This window comes from Stackebrandtia albiflava (assembly GCF_007994225.1).
Lineage (GTDB): Bacteria > Actinomycetota > Actinomycetes > Mycobacteriales > Micromonosporaceae > Stackebrandtia > Stackebrandtia albiflava.
The window spans coordinates 1,410,863-1,426,915 of sequence record NZ_VLLL01000006.1 but is presented as its reverse complement, the minus strand read 5'-3'; the positions used below and the strand labels follow the sequence as shown (position 1 = coordinate 1,426,915).

Here is a 16,053-nt window from a genome sequence, read left to right as displayed (position 1 = left end):
TTTTCGGGTGAAATCCTCCACCGGGGTTGCGCTTCCCCCCAGTCGATCTGCGACGATAGGCCAATGTCCCAGCAGCCCTCCAATTCCTTCTTCGAACCGTCACACCAACAGGTCGAATTCCCCGTCGTACTTCGCGGTTACGACCGGAATCAGGTCGAGGAACACTTCCAGCGCGTCAACGCCTCGCTGAAGCAGAGCGAGCAGGCACGCTCCGAAGCCGAACAGCGAATGACCGAGGCTCAGCGGCGACTCCGCCAGGCGGAGCAGCGGGTCACCGGGCTGGAACAGCGGCTGGCGGAGCAGGCACAACAGCTCGAGGAGAACAGCCGCCCCACTCTGTCGGGCCTGGGGACGCGGGTCGAGCAGATCCTGCGCCTGGCCGAGGAGCAGGCGAACGAACACCGGGCCGAGGCCAAACGTGAGACCGAGGGCATCCTGTCCGCGGCACGCCTCGAGGCCCGCGAGATCACCGACGCCGCCCGCAACGAGGCCAACGGCTACAAGCAGGCCGCCGAACGCGAGGCAGGCAACCTGCGTACCGCCGCCGAACGCGAGGCCGCCGAGATGCGGGTGCAGGCCCGCCGCGAGGCCGAGACCCTCCGGTCGGACGCCGAGCGCGAGACCAAGCAGCTGCGCACCTCGACCGGGCACGAGGTGGCCGAACTCAAGGCCAGCGTCGAACGCGAGGTCGCGAGCCTGCGCGCCACCGCCGACCGGGAGATCACCCAGTTGCGCGCCAAGGCGGCGCGGGAGGCCGAGGAGAAGCGCGCCGAGGCCGCCAAGCTCTTCGCCGACGCCAAGGAGAAGCGCGACAAGGAGCTCCAGGCGCTGGACCTGGAACTCGCGGAGCGCCGCGAGCGGGCGGAGCGCGAGGAGTCCGAGCGTCACGCCGAGGCGATCGCCGCGACCCAGAAGCTGGTGACGGAGGCCGAGCTGCGGGCCAAGACCGCCGAGGAACGCGCCAAGGAGATCGAGTCCAAGGCCGAGGCCCGTCGCATCGAGTCGGAGCGGTACGCGACCGACACGACCGAGAAGGCCAAGTCGGCCGCCGAGAAGGCCGTCGCCGACGCCAAGGCCGAGGCGTCCCGCCTCATCTCCGACGCCAAGGCCGACGCGGAGGAGACCACCACGAAGGCGCGCAAGGAGGTGGACATGCTCACCCGCGAGCGCGACAACGTCCAGTCCACGCTGCGCACGATGATGGGCCAGCTTCAGGGCATCGGCCTGGGCGCCCTGGGTGGCGACCCCGACGACAAGAAGCAGTCCGAGAAGGAGAAGGACACCGCGGCGTCCTCCTGACCCGCGCATGGCGACACGACAGGCCCGCCGTCGACACCTCGACGGCGGGCCTGTTCCGTGCGCCGGCCGCCGGGTCGGTCCATAATGGGCCGGACTGTGACGATATCAACACATTTAGCAGTGTTCCAGGGTGCATTCCCAGTTCCCGTGCTTCCGAGCTAACGTCTTAACGGCAGGAAATCGATCAGATCGTTATTCGACGGTTATCAAGCAGAATCGTGAGCTGTCCCGTCATATCCGATGTGACGGATGCGTTCGCGTGTGAGGATGGGGCCTATGTCGCACGGTGGAGACTTCTTCAGCAGCTTTGGATCGTCCCACGGCGCCAGCCGGGACTTCGAGCAGTCGCTGCGGGGATATGACAAGAAGCAGGTCGACAAGTACCTGAGCAACATGGATCAGGAGATCGCCCAGCTCGCCGCGGAACGCGCCGAGGCCGTGGGGCAGGTCGACCGGCTCGTCATGCAGGTGCAGCAGCTTCAGGCTCAGATCGTGGACATCCGCCGCCGCACCGCCGTGGACGACAAGGTGTCGTACCGGCACCTCGGACCGCGGGTGGAGCACATCCTCACCCTCGCCGAGGAGGAGGCCGACTCGATCAAGCAACGCGCCGCCGCCGAGCTCGACGAGGAGCGCAAATCTCTGAAGCAGATGCGCCGCGACGTCGAGGCCGAGACCGAGTCCGCCCGCCGCGACTTCGAGACCGCTCTGGCCGCGCGCCGCGCCGCCGCGGAGAAGGCGGAGGCCGATCGCCGCCGCATCGTCGACGCCGAGATGAACAAGCGTGCCCAACAGGCCCAGGACATGCTGACCGAGGCGTCCCAGAAGGCGACCGCGATGAAGAGCGACGCCGAGGCGGAGGCGGTGCGGATCCGCGAGGCGGCCGACGAACAGGCCCGGCAACTGGTCGTCCACGTCGAACGGCTCCGGACCGAGGCACATCAGGCGAAGCAGGACGCCGAGGTCGAGGCCGAACAGATCCGCGTCTCGGCGACCAACCAGGCCAAGGACACCGTCGGGCAGGCCACCGCCGAGGCGGAACGGTTGCGCACCGAGGCACAGTCGGCTGCCCAGCAGATCCGCAACGAGGCCGAGGCCAACGCCCAACGGTTCAAGCAGGAGACCGAGGCCGCGGCCCTGGTCATCCGCACTCAGGCCGAGGAGGAGGCCGCCAGGTTGCGGGCCGCCACCGAGGCAGAGACCGAACGGCTCCGCACCGAGACCGCCGAGAACCACCGGAAGGCGGCAGCCGCGCTCGCCGAGGCCGAACGCAACGCCGCCGCGCTGATCGCCGACGCGGAGGCGACCGCGCGGCAGCTCACCGAGTCCAGCCGCGCCGAGGCCGAGAAGCTGACCACCGAGTCGACCCGCACGGCCGAGAAGTTGGTGGCCGACGCCGAGCAGCACGCCGCCCGGATCACCGCCGAGGCGGAGGCGCGCGCCTCCCGGGTCACCGAGGAGGCGGACCGGCAGATCGCCGCGCTCACCTCCGAGGCGGACCAGGAGGCCCGCAGGCTCACCACCGAGGCGGCCGAGCGCGCGGAGGAACAGACCGCCGCCGCCGAACGGCGCGCCGAATCGGTCAGGACCAGGTCGGAGGAGGCGGCCAAGGCCGCCGTCCAGACCGCGCGCCGTGACGCCGAGGCCATCCTCGCCACGGCACGCGCGCAGGCCAAGCGCCTGGTGGCCCAGGCCCGCCAGGGCAAGAACCCCGAGGACGAGACGGTCGTCATCAGTAAGGCGGACGTCGCCGCGGCGGCCCGGACCACGCCGGCCACGCCGGACGGGACACCGGCGGGCGACACCGGGGCTCCCGCCGCCACCGGGGGTGACGCCGAACCACCCACGGCCGCGATCGACGTCGCCGCCGTCACCGCCGGCGACACCGGGAACGAGGCGCCGAAGGAGGCCGACTCCCCCGCGGCCCCGGAGAGCCCCGCGGACACCGACGCCACCCAGGCCATCGACGCGTCGAGCGTCGAGCGTGCCAAGCACTCCGGCCAGCCGCACGGCGGCAACAAGCCGAACCGTGGCAAGAACGGCGGCAAGAAGGGCAGGAACCGCGGCCAGAACGGCACCGACCGTGCATCGGACGGTGAGACCGTGCACACTGGTTCCACGCCCAACTGAGCCCTCGCGGCGGTCGTCATCCGGGCGTGTGCGGTTTCCCCGTACACGCCCGCTCGGTGAGCGGCCACGGTGGTACCGGTACGGGCGCATCGGGTGGGCGGGAGGCGGTTCCCCGTGGCCGGCGACGGTCGCACGGGCACACCACTCCACCACCGGATCCACAACGCAGAACCACCCCCTGGTGATGAGAGACGGCCATGAGCAGACGACGTGATCGCCGGCGTAAGCCGGTCGAGCCGCCCTCCGACGACACGGACGCCCGGGGAACCTCGCCCGAACCGCCGCCGGCGGACACTCCGGCCGCGGGCGCGCCCGCGTCCCCCTTCGGAGCGTCCGGGCGGCCCTTCGCCAAGACGCCCTTCCATCAGGGGCTGTACGGCGGGCTCGGCCTGTTGGCGGCGTGGCTGATCTACCAGAGCCTGGGGGTCGTGCTCGGGCTCCTCGTCGTCATCGTCGTGGCGGCGTTCATCGCGATCGGGCTGAACCCGGTGGTCGTCCGGCTTCAACGCCTCGGGCTGCCACGTGGCCTGGCCGTGACGACGGTGTGCCTGGCCGCGATACTCGTACTGTGCGGGGGACTGCTCGCGATCGTGCCCCCGATCATCACCGAGGGCACGGCGTTCATCGACGCGCTGCCGGACTACATCGACACGCTCAGCCACCAGCCGTGGGTCCTGCAACTCCAGGAGCGGTACGACATCGTGCAGGCGTTGCGTGACGCCGCCAGCGGCCTCAGCGCCGCCACCGTGTTCGACGCCGCCGGCGGTATCGCCAGCGTGCTGGGAGTGGCGATCGGCTCGGTCTTCGACGGGGTCATGATCGTCCTGCTGACGGTCTACTTCCTGGTGTCCTTCGACCGCCTCAAGGCGGGCTTCTACCGACTGCTCCCGGCGAGCCGCAGGCAGCGCGCCCGGTCACTCGGCGACGAGGTGCTGGCGAAGGTCGGCGGCTACACCGTCGGCGCGTTGAGCATCGCCGCCATCGCGGGTGGCTGCTCCTTCGTGTTCATGCTGATCGCCGGGGTGCCGTACGCCTACGCGTTGGCGTTCGTGGTCGCGGTCCTCGATCTGATCCCGCAGGTCGGCGCCACACTCGGAGCCGTGGTGGTCACCCTGGTCGGGCTCACCGTCTCGGTGTGGGTGGGCGTGGCGTGCGCCGTCTTCTTCATCCTCTACCAGCAGTTGGAGAACTGGTTGATCTATCCGGCGGTGATGCGCCGGTCGGTGAAGGTCTCCGACCTGGCGGCGATCCTGGGCATCCTGATCGGCGCGGCCCTGCTGGGCGTCGTCGGGGCACTGCTGGCGGTCCCGGCCGTCGCCACCGTGCAGCTGCTGGTGCGCGAGGTGTACATCCCCCGGCAGGACGCGACGTGACCCGTTCACGGCTGCCTCAGGCGTGCCGGGTTCGCCGGACGGCTGTCGCGCCGGGCGGGTCTCCACGTAGGCTGAGGGTGAAACCGTCCGCGCCGGATCCACGCCCCCGCACCGATTCCGGCCCGGCCCCCACACGCGACCTGCCGAACGGGCGGAGGACACCGATGTCAGGCACTGTGGACGCATGCGATGCCGGTCCGCGACTCCGTGACACCGGGCGGCACTGAGGGCCGCCACGACACGGCACGGGGGCGGACCCGATCACGAACGAGCGGAGGTGAGTCATGCGCGCGGTCGCGACCGCCGGAGCGGTACGCCTGGTTCGTTTACTGCACCAGGACTCCACGGCCAGCGTCTACTCCGGCACGGTGGTGGACTCCAGTGCGCCGGTCGTAGTGACCGTCGCCGAGCGGCGCGCCGACGGCGCCGGCCGCGGGGTGTTCCTGGACTGGGCCAGTCGGCTGGCCAAGCTCTCGACCCACCCGCACATCGCGCCGTTGGCGTCGGCCGGACTCACCGAGACCGGTCGGCCCTACATGGCGGTCCACACCACCAGGCGGACGTTCGCCGATCTCCTCGCCGAGACCGGCCCACGGCCCGCCGGGCAGGTGCGCGCACTCGGCGTCGCCCTCGCCGACGCGTTGAGCGGGATCCACTCCGCCGGCCTCATCCACGGCGCGCTGCAACCGGCGACCGTGCTCGCCGGGGCCAACGGCAGGCTCATCGTCGCCGGGTTCGACACCACCGCGCCGTCGCTCGCGCACTGCCTGCCCGTCACCGGATACACCTCGCCCGAGCATCTGGAGGCGTGCCAGGCCGGGTCCGTTCACGGCAGTCCGGCCGCCGACGTCTACGACCTCGCCACGCTGCTGTACGGCGCGCTCGGAGGACGCCCACCGTGGCTGACGGGACCACGCGACGCCTCCGAACCGATGCTGCGGTCGGCGCCGCTACCCGACATCCCCGGCGTCAGCACCTCGCTGACCGACGTGCTCGGCGACGGCATGAACCCCAATCCGAGACTGCGGCCCGACGCGGCGACACTCGGCCGCCGTCTCGCCGAGATCGACCTCACCGGCCACGTGAAACCCGGAACGCGGCCGCACCGGGTCGCCCCCGGTCTGCTGCCGCGAGGCGGACCCCGGCCGGTCAGCCTTCCCGGCGGCGCCGACGTCGCCGTCACCGTCACACCCCGCAGGCGGCGACGGCTCCGGGTGCCCCGCCCGGTGAAGGTGGCCGCGGCCACCGTGCTGGCGTTCGCGGCGGTCGGTGGCGCGGGCTTCCTGACGTTCACCGCGACCGACGCCAGCGCCGAACCCCGCTGCCCGTCGGAGGCCGAGCTGACCGAGGCGGTGCGTGACACCATCGCCCGCGCCGTCGTCACCGATCGGTTGTGCGGCGAGGACGGTTACGTAGCCGTCACCGCGGACGTGGCGTCCGAGGAGGACACGCGGCGCATGGTGCTGCGCCAGGCCGACGGCCGGTGGCGCATCGTGTCGGGCTGCGAGACCGACGTGCCCGCGGAGCTGCGCGAGTACCTGGCGTGCGGCCGGTGACGACTCAGTCGGCGTCGCGGGCGTCCCGTTGCGGCGGCCCCTGTACCTCCACGTCGGAGAACGCGGCGACCGTCCGGTCGGCGTAGGCGGACGAGTCACCCGTCTCCATGAGACCGTCCCACTCGACGGGCAGCGGCGACCGCTGCGGATTCACGCGGGCCACGACCTCGTCGAGGACCCGTTCGGCGTCCCCCACCCACAGGTGTTTGGCACCGTCCACACCCACGACCTCGGCCTGCGGGACCACCTGGAACCGTTCGGCGGCGGCCTCGGGCCGCAGGTAGTCGTCGTGCTCGGGAACCAGCGCCACCACCGGGCGTCCGTCCTCGCCCCAGGCCGCCAGCTCCGCCCGCGAGGTGTACCGCAGCGGCGGCGACAACAGGATGATCCCGGTGACGTGTGGGTCACGGCCGTACTTGAGCACCAGGTCGGTGCCGAACGACCAGCCGAGCAGCCACACGTCGGGCAGCTCCGCGAACTCGGTGTACTCGATGGCCGAAGCCACGTCGAACCGCTCCGAGTCGGCGTTGTCGAACTCGCCCTCGCTGGTGCCGTGGACGCTGGAGGTGCCGCGCGTGTTGAACCGGAGGACCGCCAGATCCGCCAACGCGGGCAGTCGCCACGCCGCCTTGCGGAACAGGTGACTGTCCATCATGCCGCCGTGGGTGGGCAGCGGATGTACGCAGATGAGGGTGGCGACGGGGTCGCGGTCGGCGGGCGACGCCAACTCCCCCACCAGCGACAGGCCGTCCGCGGTGTGAAGTGTCAGGGCCTCGCGCCGCCCGGGGAGGATCGAGTTCGCACTGATTCGAGTCACCGGTCAAGTCTCTCAAGCCCGCACGGGACGGTCCGCGGACCGCCGGAATCGTGACCCCGTCCATTCATCGGCGACGGGTGCGGCGCGGCCCGCGACGGTCACGCGCCCGCCAACACGGCGTGTGCCAGTGGCGGCGTTCGTCCACCGGTCCGTCGGCGGGCCAGGCGACCACGTGGGCGACTCCCGGCCCGATCTCCTGGTCGCAACCGGGACAGCGGTACGCCTTCTCGGCCTGGCCACCGGCGATGCCGCGCACGTACCAATCACCGTCCGGACCGGACTCCAGACTCTGAACGCCGTGGCGCGCCCGGGCCTCGTCAAGCCGTTCCGGTCCGGGAGCCCGGCGGTGCCGACGGGGACTCATGCGCCCTAGGTTAATCAGTTGACAGGAGCCGGGCCGGAGGGGTTCTCGCCCCGGTGCGCCCCGGCGACGGTCAGCGGCCGCCGGTGATCTTCAGGTACCGCGCGATCAACCGGTTGTGGACCGGTCTGCGGCGCATAGACATCAGCGGAAGCAACTGGCGGACGCGCCGACGCGCGATCGACTTGGCGAAGGCGAACTCCCGCAGTCCGTCCGCGCCGTGGGCACGGCCGTAACCCGACTCGCCCACGCCCCCGAACGGTAGGGCCGGAATGGCCGCGAAACCGAAACCGGAGTTGATCGCCGTCATCCCCGACCGCATCCCGCGTGCCAGTCGCATGGCGTTGCGGCGACCGAACACCAGCCCGCCCAGGCCGTAACCGAGGGCGTTCGTGCGGCGCAGTGCCTCGTCGGCGTCGGGGACCCGGTTGACCACCAGTACCGGACCGAAGGTCTCCTCCCGAACCGCCGCGGAGTCCTCCGGCACGTCGAGCAGCACCGTCGGGTGCACGTAGGGTGGCCGCACCGCGTCGGGTCCACCGACCACGGCGACACCTCCCCGTTCCACCGCGTCCCGGATGTGGGCCGCGATGACGTCGATCTGCCGCGGCATGGTGATCGGTCCGATCTGCGCCTCGTCGTCGGCGCCGACCCGCAGTTCCCGTACCGCCTCGACCAGGTGCGATACGAACCGGTCGGCCACCGGCTCGACCACGTACACCCGTTCGATGCCGGTGCAGGACTGGCCCGCGTTCGTGAACGCCGCCCAGGTGACGAACTCGGCCGCCGCCGCCACGTCGGCGTCCTCGTCGACGATCGCGGCGTCCTTTCCGCCTCCCTCGATGAGCACCGGCACGAGGCGCCGCGCCGCGGTCTCGGCGACCTTGCGCGCGGTGGGGACCGAACCGGTGAAGGCGATCTTGTCGACGTCGGCGTCGCACAACAGCGCCCCCACGTCGCCGGCACCGTGCACGACCTGGACGACCGGGCGCCCCACCGTCTCACAGATCACGTCGGCGAGCCACTGGCCGACCGCCGGGGTGTACTCGCTGGGCTTGAAGACGACCGTGTTCCCGGCGGCGAGGGCGTAACAGATGGATCCGGTGGGCGTGTGCATCGGGTAGTTCCACGGGCCGATCACGCCGACGACCCCGTACGGCCGGTATTCGAGCGTGGCGGTGTGGTCGAACAGGCTCAGCGGCGTGCCGACCCGGCGCGGCCCCAGCACCCGCCGCGCGTGGCGGGGTGCCCAGCTCATGTGCTCGAACGCGGTGGACACCTCGGAGAACGCGTCGGACACGCTCTTGCCGGTCTCGATCCGGATGAGACGGATGAGCTCCTTGACGCGGCCCGCCATCGCGGCCTTGCAGGCGAGCAGCAGCCTGCGCCGCTCCGAGAAGTCGAGGCCCGCCCACCACAGGGAGGCCTCCCGGGCGGTGGCGACCGCCGTGGCCACGGTCTCGGCGGTGGCGACCGGCAGCCGGGCGACCTCGGCACCGGTCGCGGGGTGTCGGGATACGAGGTGGCCGTCGACGATCTCCGGCCCGGTCACGGTCTGCATGTTCCCAGCCTAGAGATGAACGGGTTTCACGACAATCGCTCGCCGGAACGGCCGCCCGGGAAGGGCCCGGACAGTGGTCGATGTCTCACGCTTCGCCGTCATGACTGTGGGAGCGGAGGCCCGGGCATGGCAGACTCAGAATCCCGAACCCGTGCAGGAAGGTATCCCGTGATAGAGACTGTGAGCGTTGTCGGCCTTGGGACCATGGGCGCCGGAATCGCCGAGGTGTTCGCCAGGTCCGGCGCGACCGTGATCGGCGTGGAGGTGAACGACGTCGCCCTGGACAACGGAAAGCGGAACCTGACCCGGTCCCTCGACCGCCAGGTCGATCGCGGCCGGTTGGACACCGTGCAACGTAACCAGATCATGGCCAGGGTCGACTTCACCACCGACTTCGCCCGGATCGCCCGGGCGGACCTGGTGGTCGAGGCGGTTCCGGAACGGCTCCCCGTCAAACGCGAACTCTTCACCCGCCTGGACGCGGTGTGCCCGCCGGAGACGATCCTGGCCACCAACACCAGTTCGCTGTCGGTCACCGAGATCGCCGGATTCACCGGCCGCCCGGACCGCGTGATCGGCATGCACTTCTTCAACCCCGCGCCGGTGATGAGGCTCGTGGAGGTCATCACCACCGCACAGTCCGACTCCAAAGTGGTCGAGGAGGTCGAGGAACTGGCCGCCGGACTGGGGAAGACGACGGTCACCGTCGGAGACCGCCCCGGGTTCATCGTGAACCGGCTGCTACTGGGATACCTGAACCAGGCCGCCAAACTGGTCGACGGCGGCACCGCCACCGCCGCCGAGATCGACGTCGCGATCCGGACCACCGGCCTCCCGATGGGTCCGCTCACCCTGCTCGACGTCATCGGCCTGGACACCTGCGTGGAGATCCTCGACGTCATCCACGCCGACTCCGGCTCCCCCAGGCACGAGGCCGCCGACATCCTCCGGTCCCTCGTGGACCGGGGCAGGCTGGGCCGTAAGTCCGGCGGCGGATTCTACGAACCCGGTGAACGGCCCGAGGCCGACGTGGATCCACAGCGGACGGCTGCCCTGGTCGGTGAGCTCATCCCGCCGCACGTGGCCGAGGGCCAGGCGATGGCCGACTCCGGCTACGCCACGATCACCGACATCGACACCGCGATGCGCCTCGGCTGTGGCTACCCCGACGGCCTGTCAGCCCTCCTGCGCGAGTAGCCGCATCGACCACCTTCACTCCATAGTGCCCGGACGCGAGATCGCCCGGGCACTATAGGTAACATCTGTTCATGCCGTCTCTGGGGCATGAGCTCCCGTAGAGGTTGTCTTCGATCCTGCTGTTCTGCTGCGCGTCGCCCGGTCGGCGCCTCGCGGCGTTGTCGGAGGATCCTGCGTACAACACCGGTACGCAGGACCTCCTCCGCCTTGCGAATGCACTCGACCGGACACCGCTCGCGACGAACGAGGACCAAAGACAACCTCTCGAATGTTCACCCGTAATCCTCATCTGGCCGTCGATCTGCTCGACGACCGTTACGCCATTCCCGACTACGACGAAGTGGTACAGCTGCCGAGCGACCTCGGCGAGTGCCCGCCCACCGAGTACCGGGCCGACGCGGTGATCTCGTTGACCCGCCGGGGCGAACCGGTGTATTCGCTCGTCGTGGAGATACAACTCTCCGACGACTCCGTCAAGCGGTGGAGCTGGCCGGCGTATGTGGCGAACCAACGGGCCAAGTCACGCACGCCCACCGACCTGTTGGTCATCTGCCCCAACGACGAGACCGCCAGGTGGGCGGCACAACCGATCGAGCTGGGAAGAGCCGGCTCGTACCTGTTTCCACACGTGGTCGGCCCGTCCCAGATCCCCCTGGTGCACACCGTGGAGCACATGGTCGGAAATCCCGAACTCGCCGCCCTGTCGGTCATCGCGCACGCCGGGCCCGGCGACGCCGGCACGGAGGTGCTGAATCGCTGGCTGGCGGCGGTGCCCCGACTCGACGGTGACGAGGCCGGACTCTACTTCGATTACGTCTATCTGCAGCTGAGCAAGCCGATCCAACAACAACTGGAGGCTATGATGACCGCCATGGGCGCGACCTATGAATTCCAGAGCGAACTGGGCCGCCGACTGTTCGGGCGAGCCAAGGAAGAGGGCTGGGCCGAAGGTAAAGCCGAAGGTAAAGCCGAAGGTAAAGCCGAAGGCGAGGCCAAGGCGCTTCTCACCGTGCTGCGGGCGTGCGGCTTCCAGGTCCCCGCCGGGGTCGTCGACCGCATCAACGCCTGCACCGACGCCGACCGGCTCAACTCCCTCGTGGCCCGGGCGGCCACGATCACCGACATCGACCGGCTCTTCGACGACGAGGCCTGACCGCGTGGGCGCCCGGTCGAACACCCGGGCGCCCACGCGGCCGTCGTCACCGACCGGCAAGACCACTTCCACGACGAGCACCGGCCGAAAGCGTCACAACAGGACGACCGGCGCGAGTCCACAGATGGCGGCGACCGAACCGAGGACGCAGGCGGCGATGTGGGCGGGTCGCACTCCCATGCGGTGCCGGACCGCCAGCCAGCCCGTCACGACGGGGATGGCGGCGAAGGCACCGAGGAACAGGACCACCAGGGCGGCGGCCTGTATCGCCGCCTGCGCGCTCGAACCGCCCGAGGCCGCGCCCAGCAACAGCCCGGCGCCCCACAGTGCGGCGAGCCCGCAGGCGATGCCCACCACGATCGCGACCGGAAGCGCGTGTCGTGGCGGCGGGAACGGCAGTTCACCCCGTTGCGCCAGCGCGATGGCGCGCCGGCTTCGGGTCAACAGCGCGCGCACCCGCGCGGCGTCCTCGCATTCGGCCGCGTCGTCGGGTGGTGGCGTGATGCCCGGACTGCGGCGTCCCGTGTACATGGCCAGCCGCCGCCAGACGTCGTGAGCGGCCTCGTCGGCCTCCGCGACCAGCGCGCGTGCCTCCTCCGCGGCGCGGACCGCGGACTCCCTGGCCGCCACCGCGCGGGACGCGGTCTGGCGTACCGATTCCACCTCGCGGCGGTAGCGGTCCTCGGCGTCCGTACGGGCGAGATGCGCGGCCGTCACCGCGTCCGCGTAGGCCCGGCAGGCGGCCTGGTAGGCGGCCATCTGAGGCGAACGCGCCGCCGGGCCGCCCTGTTCACGGCGGGCCGGCAGGCCGGGCCTGGGGATGACGGCGAGCGCGGTTCCGGGGACCGTCCCGGTCGTGGGTGGAGATCCGTGCGCGTCGGTGGCCGGGACCGGTGGTTCGGTGCTCATCTGCGGGCCTCCTGCGTCAACAGGTTATCCACTGTAGGCAATACGCCGGACGTGTCGTAGGGAATCAGCACTTCGGGGTTGCGGTGCACGGCCCGGTCGAAGTAGAGGCCGCGCCGGGTCCGGGGATACCACGCCGGCCCACCGGGTTGCGGTGACAGCGGCGCGAGCTCCGGTCCCTGGACGTCCAGGGCCACCCAGGCGTCGATGGAGTCGAACCGGGCGGCGAACCCGCCGAGGTCCTCGCGGAGCCTGGGTACCGACCGCCACCAGCCGAAGGTGTGCACGCGGCGTTCCGGGCCGGTGAGGAGCATGTCCCGCAGGCGTTGCCGCGCGGGGCCGTCCATGGTGGTTCCGGCGGCGTCGACCGCGTACAGCAGTACCAGGTGGGGTTCCTCCGTCACGACCGAATCCCAGGTGTCGACGACCTCTCGCAGCGAGTCCCGCCAGTCGACGGTCGCGCCCGACGCCTCCAGGGCGCCTCCCAACAGGTAGACGCGCGGCGCGGCGTCCGGGTCGAGGCAGCACAGTGTCACCCGGACCGGGTGACGTCGGGCGACCGACAGCGCCGCCCCGGCGAGGATGTCGCAGACCTCCGTCGTCCGGGTGCCCAGGACCGCGAGGTTGCGGCCGGGGGTCCGGGTCAGTCGTAGCGTCGCGGGGCGTGACGTGACGTCGATGGCCTGCCCGAGCACCGCGACCGGTACGTCGCCGGCGGGTCCCGCCTCCGGTGTCGGCAGGACGGGCGTGTCGGGAAGCGGCGGCACGTGGTCACCGTCGAACAGCCGTGGTGAGTCGTTGTCGGCGGGTCGTGCCCGCCACAGCTTCTCCTGCAAGGGATCCCACACCGCGCGGCCTCCGGCGTCGGGCAACCGGACGACCTGGTTGGCGGCGACGACACCGGAGTCGGCGTTGACGACGGCGTGGAAGCGGGGTATCTCGTCGGCGGCGGGATTGGTGTCGGCGAGCAGCCGCCGCGCCTTCGGCAGGGCGATCCGCAGGGTGAACTGCGCGATGAGCGACGGCCTGCCCCACAGGGCCTCGATCCCGGCGACGTCCTGACTGGCGAGTACCAGGTGGATGCCCTGCGACCGGCCGCGCCGCGCCAGGTCCTCCAGCAGGTTCACCGCCTCGGCCGACACGCCGTCGCGTCCGTCGAGCAGCACCTGGAACTCGTCGACGACCGCCATGATGCGCGGCCACCGCCCGTGTGGATCGACGGCGCGAAGCTCCTCCAACTTGGTGGCCTCGTGGCGTTTCGCCGCCTCGGCGCGGCGGCGCAGCTCGTCTCGCAGGTAACGCAGCAGCGCCAGTCCGAACTCACGGTCGTCGTTGATGTTGACGCCGACGAGTTTCACGTGCGGGAGCCAACTGGGATCCCGTTTACCACCGGCGAACCGGGCGAAGGAGACGCCCTCCTTGAAGTCGAGGAGGTACAGCTCCAGTTCGTCGGGGTGGTAACGGGAGGTGAGCGCGCCCAGCCACGCGAAGAGGAGGTTGGTCTTTCCGGAACCCGACGGGCCGCCGATCAACGCGTGTGGCGGGTTGTCGCCGAGCGGCAGTTCGGCGAGCCTGCCGTCGCGCCCCTCGCCGATCGGGACCAGCAGGCCGGCGGCGGAGGACTCGGTCCACAACACGTCGGGGATCAGGTCGGTCAGTTGGGTGGGTTGCGGTCCGGCCGCGTACTCGCGGGCGACCTCGCGGCAGGTGCCGGTGACGAGCGCCTGGCCGGGTGGCGGGTCGAGCACGACCCGGGCGGCACCGGTGAGGCTGGTCGCGGCGGCGGAGACGGTCATGGTGTCGGTGTCGTCGGGAAGGTCGTCGCCCACGACGATGAGATGCACTCCGCAGGCGACGCCGGTGCGGCGTATCCGGGTCAGCTGGGCGCGTTGTTCCTTCGTCCACTCCGACATGTCCGCGGCCAGGACGACCAGGACGCGCCACGGTTCCGGGCGCCTGCCGGTGCGTACGGCGAGGTCCAGAAGGGACGCGTGGTCGCCGGCCAGGACCGTGGCGTTGATGCGGCGGATGTGTTCGACGTGCGCGTCGAGCATGTCGCCGAGACCGTGCGGCCCCACGAAACCGAGCAGGCCGCACGGCGCCAGCGGGGCGAACCCCGCGAGGCTGCCGCCGAGCCGTTCCGGGTCGTAGACGGTGAACCTGACCATTCCCGGTGCGGCGCTTCCGAGGGTGCGCAGCAGTATGCCCGGCAACGCCGACTCGGCGTCGGCCCGGAGCCGCAGGTGGGAGTGGTCCGCCAGGCCGGCCAGCGCGGGCGGCCGCTCGGCGCCCTGTGCCGAACCGACCGCGAGTTCCCCGATGCGCAGCAGCCACATCGGCTCGCGGCGTGGTGCGGGCTCGCGACGCCATCGCTCCCACCGGGTGCCGGCCGGGCCGGTGGCCTCGGGTCCGGTGGCGGCGCACAGGGCGGCGACCGCCGACTCGATCTCCCGTTCGGCGCGGACGGTGATGCCGTCGAGCACCTTCCGGTGGGTGGCGGTGAGGCCGGAATGCTTGGCGCGGGCCGCTTCCAGGGCCTCCGCGGCGGTGGTCCTGGCGGAGTCGGCGGCGGCCGAGGCCCGCTGCGCGAGCCGGCGGGCGGCGCCTCGCGCGGTTGACAGGTCCTCCGCGACCTGCCGGGACAATCGCGTGCGCCAGCCTGCCATGTCTAGGCGTCCTTTCTGGTGCGTTCCCGGGCACGCAGGAGCGCGGCCACCAGGACGGGACCGACCGCCGCGGCGTCGGCGGGGTGCGGCGGCTCGGTGGTCTCGCGCCCCTCGGCGTCACGATGCCGGTGCGGGAGGCTGCTGGCGCCGTGCAGTTGCGCGAGTGCGACGTCGGGCGGCAGCCTGGGCAGCAGCCGTTTCACCGGTTCGTCGGTGAAACGGATCAGGAGGTCGTCGTCCCTGCCGGTGACGGGCCGACCGAGGGCGTCGGAGGCGAGGGTGCGGATCATCGGCCACGACAGGCCACTGAGCCGTACGCCGTGGGAGGGACCCGCGGACAGCAGCCTGGCACGGTACGCGTCGCGGTCACCCTTGCCCGCCAGATCGACCAGTTCGGAGAACAACCTGGTCACGGTCACCTCCCGGAGTTCGGCCTCGGCGTCTCCGTCGCTGATCTCGTTGATCCGGCGACTCCACCAATCGAGACTGCCCGGTGGTGCGTCCGAGGGAACCGTTGTGGGCGTGACGGTCTCCTCGGGCTTCTCACCCAGGGTAGCCAATCCGATGTCGGAGAGGTAGTCGTCCAGCCGGTCACATGCGGCCACCAGGTGGCGGGCCGCCCTGTCGAGGTGTTCACGGGCGGCGGCCAACCGGGGGGCTCCGGCGGGTTCGACCGAGTCGCGCAACGCCTCGGTCAGTCCGGCGTGGGCGGCGGCGAGCCGGTCGGCGGCGGTGGCGGTGTCGGCGCGTGGCAGTTCGGCCGCGACGGCGCGCAGCCGGGCTCCCAGGGTCTCCAGATCGGACATCACAACGTGGCCGCGTACGCTTCGGCCTGCTCGGTGGCGGCGAGGGTGGCCGCCATCGACTGTTCCAGTTCCTGGTTCGCCTGCGCGAGTGCCGCCTGGGCGGCCGTCACCGAGGCGTGCGCACTGCCGCGCAGGACGGCGCTGAGGGCCTGTTGGGCCTGGTCGAGCCGTTCCGTCGCGACGGTGATCGCGGCCTGGCCGTCCCGCACCTGTTGCATGGCGGCGAGG

At 71.2% G+C, this 16,053-nt stretch carries 13 protein-coding genes; 6 read left to right on the top strand and 7 right to left on the bottom strand.

Features of this window, described 5'->3' with window-relative positions; genetic code table 11:
- The first annotated feature begins 63 nt into the window (after positions 1-63).
- From LX16_RS17500 to LX16_RS17485, 4 genes are all read left to right on the top strand, one after another.
- The gene (locus LX16_RS17500) at positions 64-1,299 is read left to right on the top strand and encodes a coiled-coil domain-containing protein (protein WP_147140171.1); all 1,236 of its coding nucleotides are present in this window, start codon (positions 64-66) and stop codon (positions 1,297-1,299) included.
- A gap of 276 nt (positions 1,300-1,575) precedes the next feature.
- A complete protein-coding gene (locus LX16_RS17495; RefSeq protein ID WP_158645641.1) occupies positions 1,576-3,429 on the top strand; it encodes a hypothetical protein in 1,854 nt (617 codons plus the stop codon).
- Between the two features lie 197 nt (positions 3,430-3,626).
- Positions 3,627-4,802: an AI-2E family transporter gene (locus LX16_RS17490; RefSeq protein WP_147140167.1), complete on the top strand. Its 1,176-nt coding sequence runs from the start codon at positions 3,627-3,629 to the stop codon at positions 4,800-4,802.
- Between the two features lie 284 nt (positions 4,803-5,086).
- Entirely contained in the window at positions 5,087-6,358 is a 1,272-nt protein-coding gene (locus LX16_RS17485; RefSeq protein ID WP_147140166.1) for a protein kinase family protein, read from the top strand.
- A gap of 4 nt (positions 6,359-6,362) precedes the next feature.
- On the opposite strand, the gene LX16_RS17480 is transcribed toward LX16_RS17485, so the two are convergent.
- The 3 genes from LX16_RS17480 to LX16_RS17470 form a co-directional block, all read right to left on the bottom strand.
- Complete coding sequence (locus LX16_RS17480) at positions 6,363-7,175, bottom strand: alpha/beta hydrolase (RefSeq protein ID WP_147140164.1); 813 nt, start codon at positions 7,173-7,175, stop codon at positions 6,363-6,365.
- Positions 7,176-7,239: 64 nt separating this feature from the next.
- Positions 7,240-7,539, bottom strand: a complete 300-nt coding sequence (locus LX16_RS17475; protein ID WP_147140162.1) for a hypothetical protein — start codon at positions 7,537-7,539, stop codon at positions 7,240-7,242.
- Positions 7,540-7,609: 70 nt separating this feature from the next.
- On the bottom strand, positions 7,610-9,097 hold the full coding sequence (locus tag LX16_RS17470) for an aldehyde dehydrogenase family protein (protein WP_147140160.1): 1,488 nt from the start codon (positions 9,095-9,097) through the stop codon (positions 7,610-7,612).
- A 168-nt stretch (positions 9,098-9,265) separates the two neighbouring features.
- Here LX16_RS17470 and LX16_RS17465 point away from each other — a divergent pair, with 168 nt between their 5' ends.
- Positions 9,266-10,294 carry a 3-hydroxyacyl-CoA dehydrogenase gene (locus LX16_RS17465; protein WP_244615861.1) on the top strand — a complete coding sequence of 343 codons (1,029 nt, stop codon included), beginning with the start codon at positions 9,266-9,268 and terminating at the stop codon, positions 10,292-10,294.
- 268 nt (positions 10,295-10,562) lie between these two features.
- Entirely contained in the window at positions 10,563-11,447 is an 885-nt protein-coding gene (locus tag LX16_RS17460; RefSeq protein ID WP_147140158.1) for an RpnC/YadD family protein, read from the top strand.
- A 93-nt stretch (positions 11,448-11,540) separates the two neighbouring features.
- On the opposite strand, the gene LX16_RS17455 is transcribed toward LX16_RS17460, so the two are convergent.
- Genes LX16_RS17455 through LX16_RS17440 form a run of 4 tightly spaced genes read right to left on the bottom strand, consistent with a single transcriptional unit; the run spans position 11,541 to position 16,043 of the window.
- Positions 11,541-12,356 carry a TMEM198/TM7SF3 family protein gene (locus LX16_RS17455; RefSeq protein ID WP_147140156.1) on the bottom strand — a complete coding sequence of 272 codons (816 nt, stop codon included), beginning with the start codon at positions 12,354-12,356 and terminating at the stop codon, positions 11,541-11,543.
- Entirely contained in the window at positions 12,353-15,019 is a 2,667-nt protein-coding gene (locus LX16_RS17450) for an FtsK/SpoIIIE domain-containing protein (protein ID WP_147140154.1), read from the bottom strand. Before LX16_RS17450 ends, LX16_RS17455 begins: the two co-directional genes overlap by 4 nt.
- A 2-nt stretch (positions 15,020-15,021) precedes the next feature.
- Positions 15,022-15,825 (bottom strand): hypothetical protein, encoded by an 804-nt coding sequence (locus LX16_RS17445; RefSeq protein WP_147140152.1) that lies wholly within the window; start codon positions 15,823-15,825, stop codon positions 15,022-15,024.
- On the bottom strand, positions 15,825-16,043 hold the full coding sequence (locus tag LX16_RS17440) for a hypothetical protein (protein ID WP_147140890.1): 219 nt from the start codon (positions 16,041-16,043) through the stop codon (positions 15,825-15,827). The genes LX16_RS17445 and LX16_RS17440 overlap by 1 nt, the downstream gene beginning before the upstream one ends.
- Positions 16,044-16,053 lie beyond the last annotated feature (10 nt).